The sequence below is a fragment of the Pseudomonas protegens CHA0 genome (genome assembly GCF_000397205.1).
Classification (GTDB): Bacteria; Pseudomonadota; Gammaproteobacteria; order Pseudomonadales; family Pseudomonadaceae; genus Aquipseudomonas; species Aquipseudomonas protegens.
In genome coordinates this window covers 191,632-214,910 of record NC_021237.1, presented here as the reverse complement: position 1 = coordinate 214,910, position 23,279 = coordinate 191,632, and the positions used below count along the sequence as shown (strand labels likewise).

The 23,279-nt window shown below is 58.2% G+C and carries 21 protein-coding genes; 4 read left to right on the top strand and 17 right to left on the bottom strand.

The window, feature by feature from the left end:
* Nucleotides 1–26 precede the first annotated feature (26 nt).
* From PFLCHA0_RS00890 to PFLCHA0_RS00875, 4 genes are all read right to left on the bottom strand, one after another.
* Nucleotides 27–1,760 (bottom strand): vWA domain-containing protein, encoded by a 1,734-nt coding sequence (locus PFLCHA0_RS00890; RefSeq protein ID WP_015633702.1) that lies wholly within the window; start codon nt 1,758–1,760, stop codon nt 27–29.
* A gap of 88 nt (nt 1,761–1,848) precedes the next feature.
* Nucleotides 1,849–2,409, bottom strand: a complete 561-nt coding sequence (locus tag PFLCHA0_RS00885; RefSeq protein ID WP_011058553.1) for a YbhB/YbcL family Raf kinase inhibitor-like protein — start codon at nt 2,407–2,409, stop codon at nt 1,849–1,851.
* Nucleotides 2,410–2,632: 223 nt separating this feature from the next.
* Nucleotides 2,633–2,881: a BrnA antitoxin family protein gene (locus tag PFLCHA0_RS00880; protein ID WP_011058552.1), complete on the bottom strand. Its 249-nt coding sequence runs from the start codon at nt 2,879–2,881 to the stop codon at nt 2,633–2,635.
* Nucleotides 2,859–3,137: a BrnT family toxin gene (locus tag PFLCHA0_RS00875; RefSeq protein ID WP_011058551.1), complete on the bottom strand. Its 279-nt coding sequence runs from the start codon at nt 3,135–3,137 to the stop codon at nt 2,859–2,861. Before PFLCHA0_RS00875 ends, PFLCHA0_RS00880 begins: the two co-directional genes overlap by 23 nt.
* A 260-nt stretch (nt 3,138–3,397) precedes the next feature.
* On the opposite strand from PFLCHA0_RS00875, the gene PFLCHA0_RS00870 reads away from it, so the two are divergent.
* Nucleotides 3,398–3,664: a hypothetical protein gene (locus PFLCHA0_RS00870; protein WP_015633701.1), complete on the top strand. Its 267-nt coding sequence runs from the start codon at nt 3,398–3,400 to the stop codon at nt 3,662–3,664.
* Between the two features lie 77 nt (nt 3,665–3,741).
* Here the strand turns inward: PFLCHA0_RS00870 and PFLCHA0_RS31605 are convergent, their stop codons facing one another.
* The 5 genes from PFLCHA0_RS31605 to PFLCHA0_RS31920 all read right to left on the bottom strand — a co-directional run bounded on the left by PFLCHA0_RS31605 (nt 3,742) and on the right by PFLCHA0_RS31920 (nt 7,655).
* Nucleotides 3,742–4,380, bottom strand: coding sequence for a hypothetical protein (locus tag PFLCHA0_RS31605; RefSeq protein ID WP_134532526.1), 639 nt, complete (start codon nt 4,378–4,380; stop codon nt 3,742–3,744).
* A 459-nt stretch (nt 4,381–4,839) separates the two neighbouring features.
* Nucleotides 4,840–5,130, bottom strand: coding sequence for a hypothetical protein (locus PFLCHA0_RS30890; protein ID WP_051167100.1), 291 nt, complete (start codon nt 5,128–5,130; stop codon nt 4,840–4,842).
* A gap of 202 nt (nt 5,131–5,332) precedes the next feature.
* The gene (locus PFLCHA0_RS30885; protein WP_155246647.1) at nt 5,333–5,920 is read right to left on the bottom strand and encodes a hypothetical protein; all 588 of its coding nucleotides are present in this window, start codon (nt 5,918–5,920) and stop codon (nt 5,333–5,335) included.
* A 325-nt stretch (nt 5,921–6,245) separates the two neighbouring features.
* The gene (locus PFLCHA0_RS31600) at nt 6,246–6,497 is read right to left on the bottom strand and encodes a hypothetical protein (RefSeq protein WP_134532523.1); all 252 of its coding nucleotides are present in this window, start codon (nt 6,495–6,497) and stop codon (nt 6,246–6,248) included.
* A gap of 3 nt (nt 6,498–6,500) precedes the next feature.
* On the bottom strand, nt 6,501–7,655 hold the full coding sequence (locus tag PFLCHA0_RS31920; protein ID WP_080644439.1) for a VENN motif pre-toxin domain-containing protein: 1,155 nt from the start codon (nt 7,653–7,655) through the stop codon (nt 6,501–6,503).
* A gap of 65 nt (nt 7,656–7,720) precedes the next feature.
* On the opposite strand from PFLCHA0_RS31920, the gene PFLCHA0_RS00860 reads away from it, so the two are divergent.
* The 3 genes from PFLCHA0_RS00860 (at nt 7,721) to PFLCHA0_RS32175 (ending at nt 8,400) form a co-directional block, all read left to right on the top strand.
* Nucleotides 7,721–8,125 carry a helix-turn-helix domain-containing protein gene (locus PFLCHA0_RS00860; RefSeq protein WP_015633700.1) on the top strand — a complete coding sequence of 135 codons (405 nt, stop codon included), beginning with the start codon at nt 7,721–7,723 and terminating at the stop codon, nt 8,123–8,125.
* Nucleotides 8,126–8,204: 79 nt separating this feature from the next.
* Complete coding sequence (locus tag PFLCHA0_RS31585) at nt 8,205–8,348, top strand: hypothetical protein (RefSeq protein WP_230493582.1); 144 nt, start codon at nt 8,205–8,207, stop codon at nt 8,346–8,348.
* A complete protein-coding gene (locus PFLCHA0_RS32175; RefSeq protein WP_375154145.1) occupies nt 8,329–8,400 on the top strand; it encodes a hypothetical protein in 72 nt (23 codons plus the stop codon). The genes PFLCHA0_RS31585 and PFLCHA0_RS32175 overlap by 20 nt, the downstream gene beginning before the upstream one ends.
* Before the next feature lie 28 nt (nt 8,401–8,428).
* Here the strand turns inward: PFLCHA0_RS32175 and PFLCHA0_RS31580 are convergent, their stop codons facing one another.
* From PFLCHA0_RS31580 to pgaB, 8 genes are all read right to left on the bottom strand, one after another.
* Entirely contained in the window at nt 8,429–8,689 is a 261-nt protein-coding gene (locus tag PFLCHA0_RS31580) for a hypothetical protein (RefSeq protein WP_134532519.1), read from the bottom strand.
* Nucleotides 8,690–8,691: 2 nt separating this feature from the next.
* On the bottom strand, nt 8,692–8,994 hold the full coding sequence (locus PFLCHA0_RS31575) for a hypothetical protein (protein ID WP_134532515.1): 303 nt from the start codon (nt 8,992–8,994) through the stop codon (nt 8,692–8,694).
* A gap of 186 nt (nt 8,995–9,180) precedes the next feature.
* On the bottom strand, nt 9,181–9,525 hold the full coding sequence (locus PFLCHA0_RS31570; protein ID WP_134532512.1) for a hypothetical protein: 345 nt from the start codon (nt 9,523–9,525) through the stop codon (nt 9,181–9,183).
* A 434-nt stretch (nt 9,526–9,959) separates the two neighbouring features.
* Nucleotides 9,960–18,566 (bottom strand): hemagglutinin repeat-containing protein, encoded by an 8,607-nt coding sequence (locus PFLCHA0_RS31790; RefSeq protein ID WP_015633699.1) that lies wholly within the window; start codon nt 18,564–18,566, stop codon nt 9,960–9,962.
* 27 nt (nt 18,567–18,593) lie between these two features.
* Nucleotides 18,594–18,911: a ShlB/FhaC/HecB family hemolysin secretion/activation protein gene (locus tag PFLCHA0_RS00850; protein WP_015633698.1), complete on the bottom strand. Its 318-nt coding sequence runs from the start codon at nt 18,909–18,911 to the stop codon at nt 18,594–18,596.
* A gap of 487 nt (nt 18,912–19,398) precedes the next feature.
* Nucleotides 19,399–19,923: a poly-beta-1,6-N-acetyl-D-glucosamine biosynthesis protein PgaD gene (gene pgaD, locus PFLCHA0_RS00845; RefSeq protein WP_011058546.1), complete on the bottom strand. Its 525-nt coding sequence runs from the start codon at nt 19,921–19,923 to the stop codon at nt 19,399–19,401.
* A complete protein-coding gene (gene pgaC, locus PFLCHA0_RS00840; RefSeq protein WP_015633697.1) occupies nt 19,923–21,272 on the bottom strand; it encodes a poly-beta-1,6-N-acetyl-D-glucosamine synthase in 1,350 nt (449 codons plus the stop codon). The genes pgaD and pgaC overlap by 1 nt, the downstream gene beginning before the upstream one ends.
* A 3-nt stretch (nt 21,273–21,275) precedes the next feature.
* Nucleotides 21,276–23,273 (bottom strand): poly-beta-1,6-N-acetyl-D-glucosamine N-deacetylase PgaB, encoded by a 1,998-nt coding sequence (pgaB, locus tag PFLCHA0_RS00835; protein ID WP_015633696.1) that lies wholly within the window; start codon nt 23,271–23,273, stop codon nt 21,276–21,278.
* Between the last annotated feature and the right edge of the window lie 6 nt (nt 23,274–23,279).

Genomic DNA, 23,279 nt, shown 5'->3' with positions numbered 1-23,279 from the left:
ACTCCTGTTCACTGCGGGTCTGAGGTCTACTCAAGGCGGCTCTGCACTTGGCTCAAGTCCACGGGCTGCGCCGCCTGGGCTTTCGGCGCCTGAGTTTGCAGGCTTTGCGCCAGCTCCACCAGCTGTACGAACTCGCCTCGCAGGCCGTAAGGGTCGGCACCCTTGGCGCCCTGGGCCAGCTTGACCGTGTCGGCCAGGCTGAAGTTGCCGGTGTAGCGGCCGTCCTTGAGCTGCTGGGAGAACGCCGCCACGGCTGCGGCGAAGCGCAGGTCGGGGCTGGCCGCCGCCAGGCTGCCGGGCTGCTGGGCACTGATGGGCCGTTCGATCAGGCGGCTGCTGCCGCCTTCCGGCGCCTTGTAGCGCAGCCGCAGCATGGCCAGCTCGCCCTGCTTGCCACTCTGTTGCGGCGCCTTGGCCTGGGCATAACGCAGCGGCTCCAGCCAACCCTTCTCGCCAGCCGGGACAATTTCATACAACGCGGTAACCGTATGCCCTGCACCGATTTCCCCGGCGTCGACCTTGTCATTGCTGAAGTCTTCTCGCTTGAGTGCACGGTTCTCATAACCCAGCAGGCGGTATTCGCTGACCTGGGCCGGGTTGAACTCCACTTGCAGCTTCACGTCCTTGGCCACCACCGCCAGGGTCGAGCTGAGCTGGTCCACCAGCACCTTGCGCGCTTCGCGCAGGTTGTCGATGTAGGCGTAGTTGCCGTCACCGGCATCGGCCAGTTGCTCCATCAGGTGCTCGTTGTAGTTGTCCACGCCGAACCCCAGGGTGGTCAGGGAGACACCACTCTTGCGCTTCTCGGCGGCCATGGCCTTGAGGCTGTCGAAGTCGCTGACGCCGACGTTGAAGTCGCCGTCGGTGGCCAGCAGGATGCGGTTGATGCCCTTGTCGATAAAACCCTGCTGGGCCATCTGGTAGGCCAGCTGGATACCCGAGGCGCCCGCCGTGGAACCACCCGCGGTGAGCTGGTCGATGGCAGTGCGGATCTTCGCCTTGTCACGACCGGACGTGGGCTCCAGCACCACCCGTGATTCACCGGCGTAGACCACCAGCGACACCCGGTCCTGGTCCCGCAGTTGATCCACCAGCAGCTTGAGGGTGCTTTTCACCAGGGGCAGGCCTTCACGGCGATCCATGGAGCCGGAGACATCCACCAGGAACACCAGGTTGGCCGGGGCCAGCTCCGCCACCGCGCGATCCGATGCCTTGATGCCGATGCGCAGCAGGCGGGTATGGGGATTCCACGGCGACGGCGCCAGCTCGGTGGTCACGCCAAAGGGCGAGCCGTCCGTGGGCAGGGCGTAATCGTAGGGGAAGTAGTTGACCAGTTCCTCCAGGCGCACCGCGCCCTCCGGCGGCAGGCTGCCCTGGTTGAGCAAGCGGCGGACGTTGGCATAGGCACCCGTATCGACGTCGGCGCTGAAGGTCGAGACCGGTGCTTCGGCGACGCTGTGGATCGGGTTGTCCGGCAGTTTCTGGTACTGCTCCCGGGGCTCGTCGCGGTAACCGGCCACCAGCGAATCCCGTGAGCTAATGGGCGCCGGCATCGGCGCTGACAACCTCATGGGATGCACAGCGCGCTTGGCCATGGTGGCATCGGCATGCTGCACCTCGTACTGCGGCAATGCTCCCTGGGTTGACGAGCCGGCAGCGGATTCGGGCTTGGACGACACACCACAGCCGGCAACTGCCAGCAACAGGCCGGCGGCAAAACCCTGGGCGGCCGGACGAAGGAAATGCACGGGAAGGGACATGGGGCTGACCTCGGAAAGAAATGATCCATTCCCCCCTTCAGACGAAGCCCCTGGGCGATTCGGGTTAAGCCTTCGGAAAAAATTTCACTCAGCGGGAATAGCGGCGCACCACACTGCTGTTGCGCAGTACGTGACCGTTGATCTTTTCCAGCAGTTGGGCGCGGGTCAGCCCGGCGGGCAGGGCTTCCGGCGGCAGGTCCAGGGCGTAGATCTGGATGATGTAGTGGTGCGCGCTGTCACCCACCGGCGGGCACGGGCCCATATAGGAAGTACCGTTGCGGCTGTTGAGGCCGGCCAGCCCTTCCAGGTTCGGCTTGTTGCCGGCACCGGCGGGAATCTGCCGGGTGGTGGGCTTGATGCCGTAGTGCACCCAGTGATCCACGCCCTGGCCCTTGGCCCCGTCCGGGTCGTGCATGACGATGGCGTAGCTCAAGGTCCCGGTCGGGCCGGCGGTCCAGTTCAAGGCCGGGGAATTATTGTGCCCGCCACAGCCCTTGGCATCGCTGGCATTGCCCGTGGTGAACAGCCGGTCATCCGAAACCCCGGGAATGTTCAGGGTAAAACGCTCCTGGGCCTGCACGGGCAAGTGCAGGCACAGCAACGCGGCACCAACGGCCAGCCAAGTATTGCGGGAGGCAAAGCGAGACATACGAAAGCACCTTATTTGCGGATGAGGTCAGGGTGAGCACAAGACTATAGCCTGCACGAAAGAGCGCACTCCTTCGCACCAGGCAAGGGAGCAGATTGAGCTTGAGGACGGGGGTAGTTGTAAATGAATATTTCAGACAGGAATCGCAATGGCGACCACCCTCCACGGCCGGCCGGAAAGAGCGGCGGGCCATCCGCCCGCCTCCTGAAATGATGCACAGGCCTCAGTCCCGGTGGGCCTGCATGTACTGGCGCAGCAACTGGTTGATCCGCGTCTGGTAACCCGCGCCCTGGCCCTTGAACCACTCCAGCACATCGGCATCCAGGCGAATGGTCACGGCCTTCTTGCCCGGCAGGTGCACCTCGGCGCGGCGAAAGAAATCGTCATCCAACTCGGGAATATCAGAAGTATCGATGCCCTGGTCATCGGTTTTCGCCAGGCGATCCCAATCAGTTTTCGATCCGTTGGACATAATATTTAGCCTCCCGCTTAGTGGCTTTTCGCGCCGAGATGATGCGCACCGCATGACCCCGCCGCTCGGTATGGACCACCACGCCCACCAGGGTCCTGATCCAACCGAGGCTGGCCCAGCGCTCCTCGCCATAGTCCAGGCGCTCATCGCGCAAGGACAGCACCGGGCGCTGGAACATCAGCACCGCATCGTTGAAATCGATGCCGTGCTTGAGCATGTTGGCGTGGTTCTTGGCCTCGTCCCATGCAACGTACATAAGCAATTCCGTATTTACAAATGTACATACAGGCTAGCCGACCGTTCGCCAAAAGCGCCCTGGCTAAACACCTGGAAATACAGTCGCAAGCGGGATGGATGTGTACGGAAAAAGCCCTACAACGCTCTCGGAAAAGACGCCACCACACTTGCCTTGCACCCTCGCAAGCCGGCGGCTTATAGTCCGGCCGTCGCCCATATGGCGACCTGGTTTGGCGACCGGAGTAACGAGTACATCGATCCATTAAGCGAGGTGTACTAATGAACCGTTATATATCCCTAACCGGCCACGACTGCCTGATTCCTTCCCTGCTGATCGACACCCATGCGCCCATCGATGTGCTGCACGACGCCGCAGCCTTTCGCATCCGCGCCGCGACCCAACTGCTGGAGAACTTCGCCGCCGAGACCCTGCGCAGCGAACCGGTGCTACTGCAGGAACTGACCCTGGTGTGCAGCATCCTGCTGCGCGATGGCTGTGATCTGCTGGATGTGACATCACGGCGTTTGCAACCGCAAATGACCTAGTCAATAAATAAGGGCGACTTTAAAGTCGCCCGCTGCCTTTAGCGGAAGTTGCTCACTTATATTGCTCAGCAACACATTCATCTCCTTCGGCATTCATTACTTTTGAAATGCATGGTCGGAATATCGATTTTTTTAGTGTTCACAAATATATCAGGAAGGGTTATCGAAAAATCGTCCAACTGCCCCGGCGACAATTGGATAGATATAACACTGGGTCGATTTTTCTTCGCTTCAAAAGTCGTCTGTATTTGCGGAGCAAAAATTTCTCTCTGGTCTCCATTGTTCAATCGCAACACTATATAAGACGAGGATGTACTGATGAACGTAGGGTTTTGCGCATGCATTTTCTGCATGACATGTGCTTGTCGAACAATGGCCTTGGCCTCTTTGCCGAAAGCCCATTGTTGTTCAGGCTTATATGGATGAACCTCAAACTCAATTCTCAATTGAGTGTCTGTTGTACCGGTAATAGATCGAGTAACAGGGTCAAATTCTGGCGTACCTGGCAGCGTGGTATAAACAGTCGCAATCACCGCTCCAGAAAAATCGCCAGGATTTACAATCCCATACCAAAAGGCACTTCGCCTGCCATGACAAGTCGAATTAGAGTGACCCTTATTTATATTCGTAGATTCAGGATGAATATAGGGACCAACACTACATCCGGAAAAAATTAGAAAAACACTAAAAAAAGACAGTCTCAGCATCTGACTCACTTGAATACAAACTCCTGTATTTCACGACCTCCCGCTTCTTTAAATAGTCACCTCTTTCAAAGCTGCTCGTCCCTATCTATAGCCATTAGACTAAAAAACATAACAGCTTTTCGTGTTTGCGGCCTCATATCTCCAAGACTTTATAATTCCATCCCTAGAAACCAAAACAGAATATCGACAATCTCTTATCCACGTTATGTAAAAGCGCCTGCCTTCCCCTTCTTCGAGCACACGATCAAACACTTCATTTCTATTTACCGGCGACCAATACGAATCTCCACACCCTCGACTACAGTCCGAATAAATATGGGACTCAAACTTAGTACCAACCAGAGCATTCATCCCGTCAGTCCAGTGAGAGTATGAAGGGGCACAACCCACAAGCAAAAACAGCACTAAAATAATAGCATTATTTCTTATCACGCCTTTTCTCCAGCAGTTCCTTTTGCAGCTACAAAATCACAATCGAATTAAAGTGATTGGAAACTCAACGTCCTCGCCGTCAACATACATCCAAGATATTGAAAACAGCTTTTTTGATGTTTTTTCATCAAATGGCATGAGTAACATCACAAACTCATCCAGTTCGCAACTATACTCAACACCTCTTATATCTGAGTCATCATGCATCTTCCCGGTTAGTTTTCGCTCAACGCCGTCAACTATAAAAACATAAAGAATTTCCTGAGAGCCCTCAGAATAACAAAGCGACCGAATTACAACGCTACTGCTTATATACGGATTGCCCATTCCATACGTCCTTAAAGCTATAAAGATCCATCTTACGAGTCTTTAATCAACACTCGGCCCGCATCATCACCCCCACTAACAACAACCCAACGCCCTATTTTATTTTCCGAATCCCACATTATTGCACTTCACAAGCCTGTTTTATTCAATGCATTAAAACTAGACGTATACAACAGTATTACCTGCCCAACCAGAGTCAAATTTATTCAGCTTGTTTGCCAAGGTATTCGTAGGGGGGCAGCTCTGCCCCCAACTCAACTTGAGTAGTAAAAATCCCACGATCATTCAGCAGTATCTCACCGCAGGCCGCTCCACAACCTGTGGGAGTAAGTTGCTTTACAACATTAGGATTTACGACTTCATCCAGAACATTGCAGCTTCCACCGGCTCCCGCACTCCCCCCCAAAACAACAGACAATGCCTCAGAGCTCACCTGTTTCCCGGTCTGCTTTTGCAGCTCCCTCAACGCTCGGACGTCGCTGAGCTGCTCCGCTGTCAGTTTGGCCGCTCCACCGGCGACTAATCCGGCTGGTAGTACCTCACTCGCCACAAATTCGGCTAGCCAAATATTGGCTTCGTTAACGCACAGCCCCGGATTAACCTTGCAACCAGCCGTGGAAGCACGGACAAGAACAATGACTTCAGGGGTCGCTGCAGTGGCGGTTACAGCCGCCAACATAGCAGCAGAAAGTACCAGACCACCGCTAGCTCCTTGCTGCGCAATCTTGCCTTTGCACTCGATGTCACACTCGTTGTTATTGGATAACCAACTTCTGTCGGTCCGCCTCAAGCATCTGCGGATCTTTCTGAGCCTTGACCGCGTCAATGGTGCCCCGAGTCCGAATGATATCCATCGCCTGACACAGGCGTTTTTGCTATTTCTCCTTATCGAAGATCGGGCTCAAGGCGTTATTGGCGTGTTCAACATCGCGACTTAGGTTGGCGACGTCCTGCTTCTGCTGGCCTGAATCACGAATCTCCAAGGTGCCGCTGTAGGTTACCGATGAACTGGTAACGCTGACGTTTGCGCTCTGAATCTGGTTTCTAGATTCCGCCGTACTATTTAGCTCGACTACTTCATTACTCCAACCAAAAAAAATTAGATCTTCTCCTAACTAAAAATCACCTACATAGAAAGGAAAAACCACGTCCCCCCCCCGATAAATTTCAAAAACTAATCGATGCATATTTTTCACGCTTTCTGCATTTTTATGTAAAATCTCCTGAATACCCACCCCATATTCAACATATAGCACGACACCTTGACACACTTTCACCTCATCTAAAAAAAGTTGCTCTCCATACTTTAAAAAAAACGAATACACTCCTTTATTTTTCGTCTCGCAACTAACAACCACTAATTTCATAATCTACTGCCCCCAGATTGAATAACCATTCCACGTCCCTTGAAATTCTTTCATATCCATTTTGTAGCTAGTTCCTTTCCATGGATCACGAATCATCACACGCCCGCCGCTATCCAAGCCATCTACCACAACCCAATGTCCGATTTTACTACCTCTTTCCCAAAGCTGAGCAGCCCACGCCCCAGTTGAACTCAGCCCATGAAAAGTCCCTATATCGTCCGCATCAACACCAGATCCAACCCACTTACGAGAGCCAGAAGAGTCTAGCTTATTCAGTACGGAGGCCAGCTGCGTCTCATAGGTTGCTCCGTCACCCGCAAGTTTCGAAATAACATTTTGAGAAGCATTAATCTTGCGATCCCCAAGCATCATTTCAACACAAGCTTGCCCGCAGCTAAGACTATTTACTTGCTTCACTACAGAGGGATCTACCACCTCATTTATTACTTTCCAATTACCACCCGCACCACCTAAAACTTTCTCTGAAGTCAATAAACCATCAGTACCTCCACCCTTCCCGGCTATTCCGAGCATACTACTAAACGTAGTCAGGAAACTCGCATCCTCTACAGCTTGAAACCCAAGGCGAACCCAGTTTCCATTAGCCAAATTGACTGCCCGGGTAGCCTCGCCGATTGCCTGACCTATACCTACGCTGTCGCCCGCATACGTCACCGTCGTGACGGCCATATGGGTAGCAACATTGCGCTCACAAGCAGCGTTCCCTTTACATAGAGGCAGCACTTTCTCTGTATAAACTGCCTCTACGAACTGTTCCCACCCTGCCTGAGCCTCTTTTGTCTCCAACCCGCCCTGCCGGTAGGAAGTTTCTTTCCATGTGTCGTAAGTTTTCAGACAAGCTTGCAGCCCTCCGGAATCACCACAGGATGCTTTGAGTTCGTTGCCAAATTCCGCTACTTGGTCCTTACCCAATTGATGGCCAAAAATATTGACCCCTGTTCCTAAATGATTATTTTCCACAGCATTCTTGCCAGCCCCGGCACCCGCAATTGCACCCGCGCTATCGCCTTTCGCAATTCCCCCCGCAAGCCCAGCGGCTAACGTCGATAGCGCAGCCACTGTCTGCTTTTGTTCTTCACTGAGGGAGCTGGTATCGCTGGTGCCATACAGCTGCTGGGTGATCAATCGAGCAGCCAACTCTCCACCTGCGGCGCCCGCTTCAGCTCATCACATTCCAGCGTCGGCGCATGGCGTAATGGAAGATGGCTCTATCCGTAATGCTTTATGAGACCGAGACGCTGGATATGGCCGAGAACATCACTGGCTTTGCCGAACGGCTACGCAGCCTTCGCAAGCAGAAAAACCTGTCCCAAACCGAGCTGGGGCAACTGGCTGAACTGCACTACACCCACATTGGCCGCTACGAACGTGGAACTTCACGGCCCAGCGGCGACACTTTGAAGCGTCTGGCCGATGCCCTGGATGTCAGCAGCGATTACCTGCTGGAAGGAGCAAGCGATGACGCGGCCAAGGCTAAGTTCGAGGATCGGGAATTGTTGCGGCAGTTTCAGGAAGTCGAGCAGATACCCGAAGAAGACAAGAAGGTGGTCAAGACGTTGCTCGATGCCTTCCTGATCAAAAAACATTTGCAGACGCTGACCCGTTAGCCCTGCAAAAAAGACGCGGGCCTTGAGTGCTCTAACACCCAAGACCCGCTAACCACAAGCAGCTAAACAGGAGCTGAATATGGCTAAGGCCGATCATAGGGCAGCCCTGCCCAAAACTGAACGTTTCGCCACCATCGCAGCCGATTTCTACCCGCCGTTGAGTGGCACCGAGTATCCCCACGCTTCCATTACGTGGGCATTGGTTGCAGCAGGCGGGATTTGAGGTCAATCAGAAGATTAGAATTGAGGTCAGTAAGAATAGGAGTGAAACATAGAAATCTCCCCGGCTAGCCGGGGAGATTTTCATTCCTTTTCTTCAAGGTAAGGCCAATATTCTGGCCCTTCATCCTTTTTTATCCAAATCCGAGCGCATACAGGGCAAATAATAACATCTTTGCCAGTTGCTTCTATACGATCAAAAAATTCATCAAAAGGAACTCTTCCTTTATCAGCCTGCTCCGCAAAATCATACAGTAGCTTATTTGAAACAAGAGTGAACTCATCTGAAGTAGGAGAGCTAACCAAGCTAATGACATGGGAGCATCTACATAGAAATTTAGACACTTTTACCTCCCTAACAGGCTATTAATAGCTTGCCTATCTAACTGAATAGTTTTTTCCCCCTGAGAGAAAATCACTTGCTTCAGAGGAATTGGTTCCCCCCCTTTGTTTTTCCCAAAAGCTGCAGCAGCAGACTTATACATATCTACTTTGCTAAAACTCTCAGGAACGACCACCACCACTGAATTTGCCTGCCCTTGAACAACTTTCTTCTCAATCTCTCGAGAAATAGTCTTAGGGTTCAAATTATTTGGCGCGTAAACGTCAACCTTCCCAAACCCTTGAACGTTGAATTCAGCAGTAGGCAAGCCAGATATGCCTTTTTTGCTTGCCTCCAAGGGTACATGGACGTCATAGCCAAGATTTTAAATAGCTTTCAGTCCTTGTTGCTCCGAAGCACTCAGACTCTCAAATGTCTTTCCGTTCTCGAAGGAAACACTTCCTTTTTGGGGAACTACAGAAGTCCCAGTTCCTTTTGCAGCATTAAACTTAGCTTATTTTCCCGCCGCCAACTCTATCGCAACAGCTAACTTCAACTGAGCATGACGCCCCCGAATTAACTTTTTATAACCATTAACATCAATAATGGAAAAATTTTCAGGCTCGGCATCAGCACTACCCCGAGAAAGTTCAAACTTAACTACAGCAGAGCCATTTACTAGAACCACATAAAAATCCTCACCTTGATCGGGAGTATGGCTTAGCACATAAGCAGACGACAAAGAGCCAAACACCCGCTCAAGAAACTTCAGAACAAATATATTTTCGAATATATATGCTGCTGACGAAATGAGAGTCGCTCTAATTTCCTTCTCAGCAGCATTCCCTACAAATTTCATTTGATCACTCCTGGGAATGCGGAAACCAAATTTCCTGCCCCATCCGTCAGCACGCTCATTTTAGATGTCGGAGAAAAGTTATTAAACTTATCAGTCCCAATACTTCTCCCCAAGTCAACCTCACGTACATATCGAGGTCCATCGGCACTCGGCAGAATCTTAGTTATTGGTGTGCTAACAACCTCTTTACTTTGCAAAATTTGACGTAGTTCCTCTTGCGGAACAGTAAACTGACTTTTGTTTTTTGTTAGTGAATAGTGCTCATTTGTCAGATGATTCCAACCGGCGCCCTCTGCCTGGCTTCCGTTCCTTAGATTTACCCGACTTTGTACTCTACCAGGGACTTGCAAGGCGGTTTCTACGGTTTGTGTCCCTTTTGCAGCTACTCCGAGCATACTACCAAGCGTAGCCAGTAAACTCGCATCCTCTACGACTTACAACCCAACGCGAACCCAGTTTCCATTAGCCAAATTGACTGCCCGGGTAGCCTCGCCGATTGCCTGACCTATACCTACACTGTCGCCCGCATACGTCACCGTCGTGACGGCCATATGGGTAGCAACATTGCGCTCACAAGCAGCGTTCCCTTTACATAGAGGCAGCACTTTCTCTGTGTAAACTGCCTCTACGAACGCTTCCCAGCCCGCCTGAGCCTCTTTTGTCTCCAACCCGCCCTGCCGGTAGGAAGTTTCTTTCCATGTGTCGTAAGTTTTCAGACAAGCTTGCAGCCCTCCGGAATCACCACAGGATGCTTTGAGTTCGTTGCCAAATTCCGCTACTTGGTCCTTACCCAATTGATGGCCAAAAATATTGACCCCTGTTCCTAAATGATTATTTTCCACAGCATTCTTGCCAGCCCCGGCACCCGCAATTGCACCCGCGCTATCGCCTTTCGCAATTCCCCCCGCAAGCCCAGCGGCTAACGTCGATAGCGCAGCCACTGTCTGCTTTTGTTCTTCACTGAGGGAGCTGGTATCGCTGGTGCCATACAGCTGCTGGGTGATCAATCGAGCAGTCAGCTCTCCACCTGCAGCACCTGCAGCGCCCGCTATTGCCGAGTTACCTTGGGCCTGGGCAACGGCAGCTCCCAGCACAGCGTGAGCCATTGTGTTGAGGGCTGGATTGTCACCTGTGGATTTCTTGATCAACTGCGCCAGATACGGTGCCGAGGCGCCAGCCAGGGCAGAGCCGATATCCCCACCGGCCAATCCTTGCAGGGCGGCGGTGACGGCTTGGGCTACTCGCTGGTAATCACCACCCGTACCGTATTTGCCCATGATCTGCTGATAGGCATCAGTAGCAATCAGCTTCGTCTGGTACTTCTCAACCTCCTCTTTGCTGGCATTGCTTCCTGGTCGATAAATACCTTTCTCTTCAAGTTCCTTGCTCGCCTCTTGATCGGCCTTCAACTGCCCCTCGGTCCGAACAATGTCCGTCACCTGAGTGCCAATCTCGCCAATCAGCTGCACCTCTCGCAGGCGCTTCTGCTCCTTCTCCTTGTCGAAGATCGGGCTGATGCTGCCATTGGCGTGTTCGACGTCGCGGCTGAGGGTGGCAATGTCCTGCTTCTGCTGGCCTGGATCACGAATGTCCAAAGTGCCGTTGGAGATTGCCGATGAGGTGGTGCCGCTGGCACTGCCGCCGTGGTTGTAGGCGATCAACATGCCGCTGGGCATGTTGCTGGTGAAGCCATCAGCACCGCCGTTACCGCTGCTGACGCTGGCGCTCTGCATCTGGCTTTTGTATTCGGCCTCGTTCTTGAGATCGCTCCAGCCCAGGGTGCCCGTGCTCAGGCGGTTTTTGTCGGTTTCTGCGGTGCTGGCGATGACGCTGCCATCGAGCTGGGTGTGCTTGCCCACTTCAACCTGATAGCCGCCCTTGCCGGCAAACAACCCGGTCTGTTCCTGCACGCTCTGGTACTTGGAGTCGATCTTGCTCTGGCTGACGCTGACCGAAGCGCTGCCGGTCATCGTGCCGAACGTGAAGCTGGCACCACCGCTGACATTGCTCTGCTTGGACTTGTAGTCGTCGGTGTCTTGCAGGCTTTGCAGCGTGAGGTCGCGCCCGACCTTGGCCGTGATCTTGTCCGCATTGACTTGCGCACCCTTGAGAACGGCGTCCCGCCCACTGATCAGGCTCGCCTGGTTACCGGCGTCCAGGGTGGTCTCGGTCCAGGTGGTGCCGGTGCCCTTTTCCTTGCCCACACCCTTGTTGCCGTTGGCGAAGATACTCAGGCCTGCGCCGTTGGGGCCAACGCCCAAGCTGACGCCAATGGCACCGCCACTGCTGCTGTTCTTGCCATCAAGCTTTTGCCGGTTGGCCGCGGCCTCAAGCTGGATGTCACGCTCAGCGGCCAGCAGCACGTTATTGCCTGCCTTGAGTTGGCTGCCTTGCACGCGGATGTCGCCATCCGTCGCAGCGGTGCCACTGCCGGCCGCCACGATGGAGAGGTTGTTGCCGCTGGTCAGGCTACTGCCCTGACTGACCACCTGTTCCTGAGTCTGCTTGGAACTGGACTGTTGCGAGCCCAGGGAAATGCTGATGCCGACGAACTGGCCGATGTTATCGCCGTTCATCCCGCCGCCCTGTTGGGCCGCTTGCCAGGCCTGGACACCGGTCAGGCCGGCCTTGATGCCTTGCAGGGCAGAGAGGCGGCTATCGTCCTCCTCCTTGGCCTGCTTGGTGGTCTGGTACGCGGCGTCGACGGCACTGCCGACGGTTCCAGACAAGGCCAAGGTCAGGCCGCTGGTCTTGGTTTTGGAGGTTTGCTCGCTCTTGTTGTGATTTTCCGCCGCGAGGATGTTGACGTTCTGTCCGACGAGGCTGATGTCCTTGCCGGCAATGACGTCGGAGCCTTTCAGAGTCAGGTCCTTGCCGGCCTGGATATCGACGTTGCCGAGCACACTGCCAATGGTGCTGGCCTTGGCGTTTTCGGTGGTGCTGGAAGAGGTGTTCTTCGCACTGGTGGAGCCCAGGGTGAAACCAATCCCGCCACTGCTCAACAGGCCGGACTTTTTCTTCGATGTCGAATGGCTTTCTTCGCTGGTTTCGGTAGCGCTGTCGATCTCGACATTACGTCCCGCGACCAGGCTGGTGGAGTGGGTGGAGACAATATCGCTGGCGGTTGCGCCAATGTCTTGGCCGGCCCGTATGACCACCGTATCGCCACTGACGGAGGAGCCCTGTTGGGTGGTGGAGCTGCTGCTGTCGATCCGTGTTTTCTGGCTGCTGGACAGCCCGGAGCTGCTGGTCTTGGTCTTGCGGTAATAGCTGTAGTCACTGTTTTGCGCGGCGCTGAGGTTCACATCACCGCCCGCATAGAGATACGCCTCATCCCCCGCCGTCACTCGGCTGGCCGTCAGCGCAAGATCCTCACCGGCCTTGAGCGCCACATTGCCGCCCGCCACCAAGGTGGTAGCTACCTGCTGAACATGATCCTCCTGGCTGGTCACCTTCTTGGTCTTGCTCGCCGAATGCTGCTCGTTGGCCGCCGAGATCAGGTTGAGGTTGTCCGTGGCGGTCATCGCCACATCGCGCTTGGCCTCGATCTGGCTGGCGATGGCCGTGATGTCGCGCCCGGCGCTGATGGCCAGGTCGCGACCGGCCTGCAGGCTGGAGCCGTTCTGGGTCACGCTGAGGTCGTTGTAGCGCACGCCGCGGTCATTGCTGACCACCTGTTCCACAGCGCTCAGGTTGACGTCGCGACCGGCCTTGAGGCAGGTGTCGGCTCCGCTCTTGAGTACGCCGCCGTTGTTGTTGATGTCGCGTCCGGCACTGATCACCAGGTTGTTCGCCGCCTCTACCCGGGCGGCGTTGTCGACGAAGTCGCGCTGCTGGGCGTAGCTGCCGTTGCTGCTCTGGTGCGAGGTCAGGGTGCGCTCGTTGATGACGTCGCCCCAGGTTGCGGCGAGGCTCACGTCACGCCCGGCGATGATGCCGCCGGCCTTGTTCACCAGGTCGTTGCCGGCCAGCAGGTCAAGGCGACTACCGGCTTCCACCAGGCCGCTGTTGATCAGGTTCTGCCCGGCCTGGGCCGACAGGTTGTTGGTCGCGCGCAGGGTGCCGACGTTGTTCAGGTCCTGGCCGGCGATCAGGTTGACGTCGTTACCCGCGATCAGGGCGCCGTTCGGGGCCAGTCGGTTCTTGGCCTGGGCCAGGTAGAGCACGGGCACCAGCACTTGTTCGCCGTTCACTTCATGGCTTTCCAGCCAGACGATGTCGTGGGTCAGGGCCGCCACCTGCTCGGAGGTCAGGGCCACGCCCACCGCCAGGTTGAGCTGTTGCCGGCTTTGAATGGCGTTGTCCATCAGGTACTTGAACAGCTGTTCGTCGCTGTTCTGGCCGTCGATAAAACGCTGGCCGGTACGGGCTTGTACCGCTTGTTGAATCAGCTTCTGCTCGTAGAAGCCATCCCCCAGGCGTTTGGCGCTGTCGTCCGGGTTGTAACCGAGGCTGGACAGCAGGTAGTCCGAGCTCATGAACTGCTTGAGGTCGGTGAGTACCGGGTTGGTTTCTATCAGGTACTTGTGCGGCCGGGTAAGGTTCGCGGCATCCGGCAGGCCGGCGATCTGCGCCGGAGCTGGTGCGGCGCTGCTGCTCTGACCACTGAGGCGGAACAGACCGTTCTGCCCAGCGGGCAGACTAAAGCCAGGCAGGGCCAGGGGGTTGACCTGTTGCTGGGTCAGGTCTGGGGGCAGTTGCGGGTTGAGGCTGATGCGAGTGGCGAAGGCGGTACCCGGTACTTGGGTATCGGTACGCGCACCGCTGCCGACATAGGTGTAACCCGGACGGACCACGCTGCTGTCGAAGCCATTGCCGGCCTTGATGCTCACCGCTCCCCCGGCCTGGATCACTGCGGCATAGCTTTGATCACCACCGGCGAGTTTTTTCGTCGTCCCCAGGCCGACCCACTCACGTTCGGTCATGCCGATAAAACCGGCCAGCGCGCCTTCCAGACCACCCAGGTCATCAGGCGTATAACCCGCACTCTGGAACCAGTATCGGTTGGTGACAGCGTTAGCGACGTTGTACCAGGCACTGGCATTTTTGGTCCGCGCCGACATGAACACCCGGGTGGTTTCGGTCTCGCCGGTTTCCACGCCGCTGTGGGTCAGGTTGTTGACCGTGGCCATCAGGTTGCCGGCCGCGCTGATACTGCTGCTCTGGTTCAGCAGGTCGCCAGCGTTGATATTCAGGTTGACGCCAGCGGCAATGCTCGACGCCGCACTCGCTTCGGTGACTTCGAATTTGTCGCGCTGAACGATCTCCCACACGTGATTGCGTTTGCCGCCACAGTCACCGGCGTTGTAGCCCTCGATGCAGGCGACTTCAGCGATTCTGGCGGTGTAGATGCCGCCGTTGTTGGTGGCCAGCACATCGCGCATGTTCTCAAGGGTGCTGGCTGCAAGCGTCATGGAACCATCGCTTTGCAGGGTGCCGGAACGGTTGGCGATGCGGCTGGCCAGAGCCCCCTGACCATCGCGATCGATCGTCAGATGACCGAGGCTGTAAACGTTGCCGTAGCTGTTGGTCAGGGTGTCGACCCGCAGCCCCATGTCGTCGCCACTGAACACCAGCCCGTGATCGTTGAGCAGGCCGCCGGTGGTCAAGGTCAGGTTCTGGGCAGCCCCAAGGGTGCCCTGATTGTTGATGCCACTCGCGTTGAGCGTGAGCCCGGCCGCAGCGCTCAGGCGCCCTGCGTTGTTCAATTGGCCGAACACCGAGACTGTGGTGTTGCCGCCGCCAGCAATACTGGCACTGTCTGCCAGGTCCACTTGGGCAGCTTTTAGGTCCAGTTGCCCAAAGCTGCTGAGTCGGCCCTTGCTGCTGTAATGACCACTGAGGTCGATATTGACGCCTGCATCACTGCCGATCAGGCCGTCATTGATCCAGTTCACGCCGCTGCCTATCAGGCCATTGCCGGCTAGGAGCTGGCCCGTACGGGCCTGTGTCAGGTGGTTGACGTTGACTGTCAGTTTCCCGGCCTGGATCGAGCTGCTGTTGGTCCAGCGTTCGCCTTCCAGGGTCAGCTGGCCGGCGGTTTTCAGGCGCCCGCCCACATCCTCGAGGTTGGCCATGGACAGGCCGAACAGGCCGTTGCCGCTGTGCAGCACGCTGCCGCCACGGTTGTTGAAGCTGCCAGCGTCGAAGGCCAGGTTTTGGTTGGCGGTTTCCAGAGAGCCATCGCGGTTGTCGAACAATCCTCCGAGCTCCAGCCGTGTATCGCCACCGTCTCCCAGGGCGCGCAATTGGCCGGTCTGATTGTCGAGGCTGGCGGCCTTGATCGTCAGGCTGCTGTCGCTTTCGATGATGCCCTTGTGGTTATTCAGAGCGCCGCTGAGGTCGAAATTAATCTGCTGGCCGGCGATTTGCCCGTTGTTGCCGCTGTTGTCGAAATGGCCGCCGCTAACTTTGACAAGGCCCTTGGCGTAGAGGCCACCGTTGCGGTTATCGAAATCGTCGGTGGTGATCAGCGCATCGCCGCTTTGCGCGGAAATCCGCCCGCCGTCGTTGTCTATGCCAGCCAGGGCCTTGAGGGTCAGGCGCTGGGCCTGGGTCACGCCGCCCTGGCGGTTGTTGCTCGGGTCGTAGCCGTTTTTCAGCACGCCGCGTAGATCGGCGGTCATCGCGCCTTGCACGCTAGAAAGCACGCCCCCACGGTTATCCAAGTGGCCGGCGCCGATGTTCAGGTTACCGTTCCTGGCCAGGATGCGACCACTCTGGTTGTCGATGTCGCCGGTGCTCAGGTTCAGAGCGCCTTGGCTCTGCAGGGTGCCCTTGCCATTGGTGAGGCTCCCGGCCTGAACGTGCAGGCCGCCGTTCTGGCTGTAGATCAAGCCATCACCGCTGTTCTGCAGTGCGCCGTCCAGGGTCAGGCTCAGTGGGTCGTTGGCCATCAAGGTCCCACGGTTACGATTGTCCAGGCTGGCAGCGAACAGGCTCAGCAGGCCCTGGCTGGCCATCTGGCCACCCCGATTGTCGATCTGCCCTGCGCGTTCGATGCGCAGCGGGCCGCCGCTGGCCAGCTTGCCGTGGGTATTGTTCAACGCGCCCAACAGATTAAGGGTGACGGCGGTTTTGCCGGTGAAAGTGCCGGTACCATTGTCCAGGTCGGTGCCGGTAAAGGTCAGGTCACCCGCGGCGTCAAGGGTGCCGCCGTTGTTGCCCAGGGTCATGGCCTGCAGGGTCAGGGTCGCGGCGCTGTCGATGGAGCCGCCCTGGCTGTTGTCCAGCAGGTCGCGCAGCTTGAGGCTTTGCTCGCCGGCGCTGGAGATCACCCCCTGGTGGCTGTTGTCGAGGCTGGCGGCCTTGACGTCCAGAGCCTGCTGGCTGACTAGGCCTCCGCCCTGGCTGTTGTTCAAGGCGTCGCTGAGGGTGATGTCGACACCGCCCTTGAGGCTGGAGACGGTGCCCTTGTTGCTGTTGTTCAAGCCTGTGCCGTTGAGGGTCAGGCCCTGCCAGCCCGACAGCAGCCCGCCCTGGTTGTCCAGCTCAGCGCTGCCGGTGATGGTCAGGGTCTGCTGCGCCAGTACCACGCCGGTGAGGTTGTCCATGCCGGCCAGTACCAGGGTGCTGCTGCCCTGGCTCGACAGCTCGCCGCCGCTGTTGCCCAGGTGGCCCAGGGTGGCATTGAGGGACTGCTGGCTCTTGATCAGGCCGCCCTGGCCGTTGCGCACCTGATCGGCATTGAGTTGCAGGCGCTCGGCGCTCAGCAGCTTGCCCTGATGGCTGTTATCCAGAGTCCCAGCGCTGACCGTTACCTGGCGCTGCCCACTCAGGGTGCCGCCCTGGTTGTCCAGGGTCTGGGTGGTCGTGACCGTCAGATCACGGCTGGCCACCACGCTCTTGCCAGTGTTGTTCAGGTTTTGCGCCGTCAGGGTGACATCGCCGTTCGGGTTGCTGCTGTTGTCGAGGTTGACCCCGGCTTCGATGATGCCCTGATTGTTCAGTTGCCCGCCGCTGCCCAGGTTGATGCTGTTGGCCGCCGCCAGGGTGCTGTGGTTGTTCAGGTCGTCTTGGGTTTGCACCTTGAGCTCGGTGCCGGCGTAGACCGCGCCCTGGGCCTCCAGGCTTTGCGCCTTGATCGCCACCGCGCCCTTCTCCGCGCTTGCCTCCGCCATGCGCAACTGGCCGTTGGCATCCAGTTGGATATCACCGCCACTGGCGATCAGCTTGCCGTCGAGCTTCACCCCCACCCCGGCCTCGGTGCCCACCAGTTTGATGGCCCCGGCGTACATGCCGCCCAGGGCTGATGAGTCGATGGCCAGTTGCGGTGCATCCGCCGGGTTGGCGGTGCGGGCCGTGGCGTTCAAGGTCTTGGCGTCGACGTCGTTGGCCCCGGCGATCACCGCCAGGTGCCTGGCCTGGATCTCGGCGTTGATCTTGGCGCTGCGGGTGATGATTTCGAACTGGTCGATATTGCTCGCGTTGAGGCCCGCACCCTCGATGGCGACGCTGCCCTGGTCCACCTGGTAACGCTGGATCTGACCGTTCTCAACCACCGGTTTGCCGGTGGTCAGGGTGGCTTTCGGGGTGTTGATAAAGCCGCAGCCGTTGCAGCTCACGCCATAGGGGTTGGCGACGATGACATGGGCCGACTGCCCGGCCACTTCGGTGTAGCCCTTGAGCTGGCTGGGGCTGCCGCCGTTGACCTCGTTGAGGATCACATTGGCCGCGCGGCCGCCCAGGTTGGGGTTGCCGAGGATGATTCCGCCGAGCTGGGTTTCCTGGGTGCGGTTGATGGCGTTGTTGAGGATCACCCCCTGCTGGCCGACGTTGTAGTCGCTGAACTTGTTGTGCGACAGGCCGCCGCCATTTGGCGTGGCAATGTTGACGATGGGCACGCCATTGCCCGCCTGGCCGAGGCTGGTGCCGCTGCCGTTGACCACGATGCCGTCGGCCATCGCCACCAGCGGCTGCCAGAACATCACGTTGGCCAGGACGAACGCCAGGCTGCGCTTGGACAAGCCGCAGAACGAATCACGCGCTTGCAGGGTGGCGGAAGGCTGGCGGGCCAGAAAGGCGAGTTGGCGAACGTCCATGTCAAAAGCCTCAATGAATCAGTGCAATCAGAGATAGAAATCCAGGCGGAAATGGGTCGGGGTTTCCCGTTCACTCAAGGCTTCGGGACGTTCGAGGGAATGGGTAAAGCTCACGCCGGTGACAAGGTGGTGGCCCATCGGGCGAGTCCAGCGCAGGTGGTTGCGCCAGCAGTAGCCGCTGTCGCCGTTCAGGCTCGGGTCTTTGTAGCCGCGGATGAAGGACTGGGCGCCCAGGTTGAAGGTGGTACCAGGCATCGGCGCGACAGCGGCGCTATGCAGCGCGCTAAACAGCAGCAGGCAGGCCAAGGCACAGCACAACCTCATCCCGAGCGTAGAGAGAGACATATCCGATCCTTCGAAAGCGTGACGACAAGAGCTACGAAGGACGTGACGCTAATAAGCTATTACTGCATCGTCAAATGACTGCCGAAGAATCGCCAATAAAAATCAAATCAAACTTTCAAACAACTTTACGAGATAAAAAACATGCAGTTCCATCATGGAGCCGCCCATTTTAAATTTTGAAATATTTAAAGAAAAAATCACCTTAAAGCCTTTTAAATCAAGGCTATATAGCTTTAAAAAGTTTGAGCAACAATAGGAGATTGCACACTTACAAGAGCCAACGCCCGTACGCAAGAACCCTGTTTCTCACTCTCTCGCTACGATAAAGAACAACTCACCCGCAACCACATCCGGAGCGACAAACCCACGCAGAAACCCCAAATAAATCAATAACGCATTGATTTATTTACTGAAAATAGAATCAGACAATTCCCTCTGCAAATTCAGAAGAGCCGTCCCCCCCCCAGGGCTCATCCCCCCTGGGCAATCAATCTTCTCCTGTCTTCTTGCCTTCATCCCCTTCCGAACGCAGATGGATCACCCGCGGTGGCGGTTCCACCCTCAGCGGCGGGTGCTGCTGGTCTTCGGGAAGAATGCGATAGAACTGCGTGGTGACGTGGCTGATACCGCCCTCCTCGTCGTTGTGCACGATCATGGTGCCGGGCTGGCGCATCTGGGCGAAGGTCGCGTCGTTGAGCTTGAAGGTTTCGCTCAGGCGCTTGTCGTCTACCACGGGTGCCGGCAGCCGGGGCGGGTAGCTCTTGTTGCGACGCTGGCGGTAGCGGGCCCAGGAAATCAGCAGCACCGCATTGAGTACCGCCACCCAGGCATAGAACTGCAGGGTGGTCAGGGCATCGAGCATGCCCGCTTCGATCCGCGGCCCTTCATGGCTGTCTAGCAGCGGAATGAGCCCACGAACCAGCAAGTACAGCAGGCCTACCCAGGCCAGTACGGTGAGGACAACGTCGACGATCACCATGAACGGACGCTGGCGGGTTCGGATGATTTTCATCAGCGCACCTCCTCTTCGTCATCGATGGGTTTGATGCCGCGGTCCGGGCTGACCCAGCGCGCGCGTTTCTGGTGTTCGCCAAACAGCACCCGGGGAAAGCTCACCAGGGTGGTGAACAGGCTGATGAACCAGAATACCAGCGGGTACCAGACCACCCAGAACATGGTTTTCCAGAGGTCTTTTTCATAACGGCGGTCGATCAGGATACTCACCGCGAACTGGGTCAGGCAGACCATCGCCAGTACCAGCCCGGTGAAGGCCGGTGGGACGATGGTGTGCACCGCGACGGCCTCGGGCATGACGATGAACTTGCCCAGGGCCCAGAAGATCACCGACAGCAGGAAGGTGAAGGCCCAGCCGGTGGACAGGCAGTAGTCGAACAGCAGGGTCCAGAGGTAGCGGTGGCGCCACTCCCAGATCCCGCGGATGTTCTTGAACAGCACCTCGGCGCCGCCCTGGGCCCAGCGCAGGCGTTGCTTCCACAGGCCGCGCAGGGTCTCCGGCATGAGGATCCAGCACAGCGCCCGCGGCTCGAAGAACACGTACCAGTGGTCCAGTTGGAGCTTCCAGCTGATGTCGATGTCTTCGGTGATCATGTCCGGGCTCCAGTAGCCCACCCGGTGCAGGGCGGTGCGACGGAAGGCGACGATCACCCCGGAGACGGTGAAGACTTTGCCGAACACCCGCTGGGTGCGCTTGATCAGGCCGATGATCGAGGAGAACTCGCCCACCTGGACCCGACCCACCAGGGTCGAACGGGTGCGGATCCGCGGGTTGCCGGTCACGGCGCCCAGGCGCGGGTTGTCCAGCATCGGCGCCACCAGGTAGGCCGCCGTGTTGGGCGCCAGCAGCGCATCGCCGTCGATGCACACCAGGTATTCGCTGTGTGCCGCCACCGCGCCCATGCGCAGGGCCACGGCCTTGCCCTGGTTCTGCGCCAGGTGCAACACCCGCAGGCGCGGGTCCTGGGCGGCAAGGCGGTCCAGCACCTCGGCGGTGTTGTCCTTGGAGCCATCGTTGATGGCGATCACTTCGATGTTCGGGTACTGCTGGGCCAGGGCCGCATGAATGGTGTCGGCGACGTTGTCGCCTTCGTTGTAGCAAGGAATGAGGATGCTGATCAGCGGCTCACCGGCCAGGGGCGGCGGCAGGGTGTCGTCGCTCCACGGCCAGTGGCGCTCCCAGTGCATCCAGTAATACAGGCCGCCGGCGATCCACAGCGCCGACATGAACAAGGGGTAGTAGAAGACGAAGTCCATGAGGAATTCGCCGGTCAGCACGAAGATCAGCCCCAGGGGCACGCCGAGAACGAGCGCCAGGACCACCAGCGCAAAGATACGATCCACCATGATTCAAGGGCTCCATTTGTTGGAGAGCGCGGGCCGCAGAGTCTTCAGGTCCGGTGAGTTCTCGAGGAAGTTGTCCGGGTAGTAGCCGAAATTGGTCGCGCCCTGGCGCTTGAGGCGGCCCATCCAGTCCGCCAGTTGCTGGGCGGAGAGGTCGCTGGCGGGCTTGCGGGCCCAGTCCCGGGCCTGCAGCTCGAACACCGTGCGCTGCAAGGCACCGGGGCGGGCGCGCACCTGGTCCACCAAGGCTTCGAGCCAGGGCCCGGAATGCCGCTGGCTCTGGCCTTCCATCAGCGGCATGGCCATGGGCGCGGTCCAGTCGTAGCTGACCAGGAAATCATCGAGGTTCTGGGCGAACCAGGTTTCACTCTGCGGGTTGATGATCGGCTCGGCGAACAGGTTGCGCGCGGTCTGCACCTGCGGCCCGCGAATCGCCCGGACCTTGGCGGCCAGCTCATGGGTGAAGTCGATCAGGTAGCGGCTCTTGAAGCGGGTCCAGCGCTGCAGGGTGGCCGGATCGTCGCGCAGGGCGGCCATGGAACCCGGCAGGCCCTGGGCCGCATAGGCGCGCAAGGCCCCGGGGCTGGCGTCTTCGAAATCCGAGAGCACGGCGTCGTCGTGGAACAGAATGCCGTCCACCGACGTCATGCGCGCCACGTCCTCGTAGAGGTCGCCGATCTGCCGGCGCACAGTGGGGTCGAAGGGCGACAGCCGCTGGTACTGCTTAGGATCGATGGTGCTCTGGCCGGTGGCCGGATCCCAGCGCGTGACCCGGGGCAGCCGGGCGTCCAGGGCGAAGCTGAGCACCGGCATCCAGGCATAGACCTTGACGTGGGCCCGGGTGCGCAACTGCCAGGCGACCCGGTCGAACAGGTCGGCGCGCATCGGCAGGTGCCGGTTGGGGAAATACAGCGACTGCACCAGGCCGTCGCCCTTGGGGTCGGCGAAGGCCTGGAGGAATACGGTGTTGGCCCCCAGGTCGGCCATGCGCTGCACCAGCTTGCCGAGGTTGACCTCCTGCTGCTTGGGATCCGGGTCGTAGACGTTGTCCAGGTCCACGTGCACCACGCGCATGGGTGCGGCGGTCTCGGCGCCGACAATGCTGTTGGAGAAGTGGATGCCGTCCGGGTCCGAGACCACCAGGAAACGCGGGCTGCTCATCAGGTTGTCGAGTGTGTCCAGGCCGTCGTCCAGGGTCAGGGCCAGCTTGAAGCCCTGGCTGTCCACCACTTGCAGGGTGGAGCCGTCGGCCGTGCCGTAGGGCCAGACCCAGATCCGCGGGCGATAGCCGGCCACGGCCAGGATCTTGTTCGAGATGGCGGTCACGTCCTGGCGCATCCGCGCCTGGAAATCCGCCTCGCTTTCATAGCGCCCGGAGGCGGCGTCAAAACGGCGGGTCGCCGCCGCCGGCTGCAGGTTGCCCTGAGGGTTGGCAAGAATGCCCAGGTGGCTGTGGTCGGTATGGGCGGCGATTTCCACCAGCCCGGAACGGGAGATTTCCCGGACCTGCGCCCAGGTCAGGAACTGTGAGCGGGGCCGCAGCTCGCCGGCGAAGTTCACCGGCTGGTCGGCCGGGGTGTCGATCCAGGTACCCACCGGCGCCAGCACCGCAGGCCAGTGATAGCTGCGCAGCACCGGCAGCACCCGGGTGTAGAAGCTCGAATAGCCGTCATCGAAGGTCAGCAGGATGGCCTTGGCCGGCAGTTCGGGGCCGCCGTTACGCGCCGCCAGGATCTGGTCCACGGTCACGGGCCGGTAGCCGTTTTCCCGCAACCAGGCCAGTTGCTCGATCATCCGCTCGGTGCGCACCGCCACCACCCGTTGGTCCGGGTCGCGATCCTCGATGTCGTGGTAGGCAATGCCCAGCACGTGGTTCTTCGGCCAGGGCGCCTCGGTGTTGGGCAACGGCCGTTGCGCCGGGGCGAGAAAGTCGGCGGCGGGCTGGGAACAGGCGCTGAGAACCAGGGCTCCCAGCAGGAGGATGCAACGGTTGATCAGGCGCATCGTCAC

Coding starts and splice junctions, on each gene's coding strand:
- PFLCHA0_RS31600 (WP_134532523.1), bottom strand. CDS start 6,497: ATGAAATTAGTGGTTGTTAGTTGCGAGACGAAAAATAAAGGAGTGTAT.
- PFLCHA0_RS00875 (WP_011058551.1), bottom strand. CDS start 3,137: ATGTACGTTGCATGGGACGAGGCCAAGAACCACGCCAACATGCTCAAG.
- pgaC (WP_015633697.1), bottom strand. CDS start 21,272: ATGGTGGATCGTATCTTTGCGCTGGTGGTCCTGGCGCTCGTTCTCGGC.
- PFLCHA0_RS00850 (WP_015633698.1), bottom strand. CDS start 18,911: ATGTCTCTCTCTACGCTCGGGATGAGGTTGTGCTGTGCCTTGGCCTGC.
- PFLCHA0_RS00870 (WP_015633701.1), top strand. CDS start 3,398: ATGAACCGTTATATATCCCTAACCGGCCACGACTGCCTGATTCCTTCC.
- pgaD (WP_011058546.1), bottom strand. CDS start 19,923: ATGAAAATCATCCGAACCCGCCAGCGTCCGTTCATGGTGATCGTCGAC.
- PFLCHA0_RS30890 (WP_051167100.1), bottom strand. CDS start 5,130: ATGGGCAATCCGTATATAAGCAGTAGCGTTGTAATTCGGTCGCTTTGT.
- PFLCHA0_RS00890 (WP_015633702.1), bottom strand. CDS start 1,760: ATGTCCCTTCCCGTGCATTTCCTTCGTCCGGCCGCCCAGGGTTTTGCC.
- pgaB (WP_015633696.1), bottom strand. CDS start 23,273: ATGCGCCTGATCAACCGTTGCATCCTCCTGCTGGGAGCCCTGGTTCTC.
- PFLCHA0_RS00885 (WP_011058553.1), bottom strand. CDS start 2,409: ATGTCTCGCTTTGCCTCCCGCAATACTTGGCTGGCCGTTGGTGCCGCG.
- PFLCHA0_RS31570 (WP_134532512.1), bottom strand. CDS start 9,525: ATGAAATTTGTAGGGAATGCTGCTGAGAAGGAAATTAGAGCGACTCTC.
- PFLCHA0_RS31585 (WP_230493582.1), top strand. CDS start 8,205: ATGGCTAAGGCCGATCATAGGGCAGCCCTGCCCAAAACTGAACGTTTC.
- PFLCHA0_RS31790 (WP_015633699.1), bottom strand. CDS start 18,566: ATGGACGTTCGCCAACTCGCCTTTCTGGCCCGCCAGCCTTCCGCCACC.
- PFLCHA0_RS00860 (WP_015633700.1), top strand. CDS start 7,721: ATGGCTCTATCCGTAATGCTTTATGAGACCGAGACGCTGGATATGGCC.
- PFLCHA0_RS00880 (WP_011058552.1), bottom strand. CDS start 2,881: ATGTCCAACGGATCGAAAACTGATTGGGATCGCCTGGCGAAAACCGAT.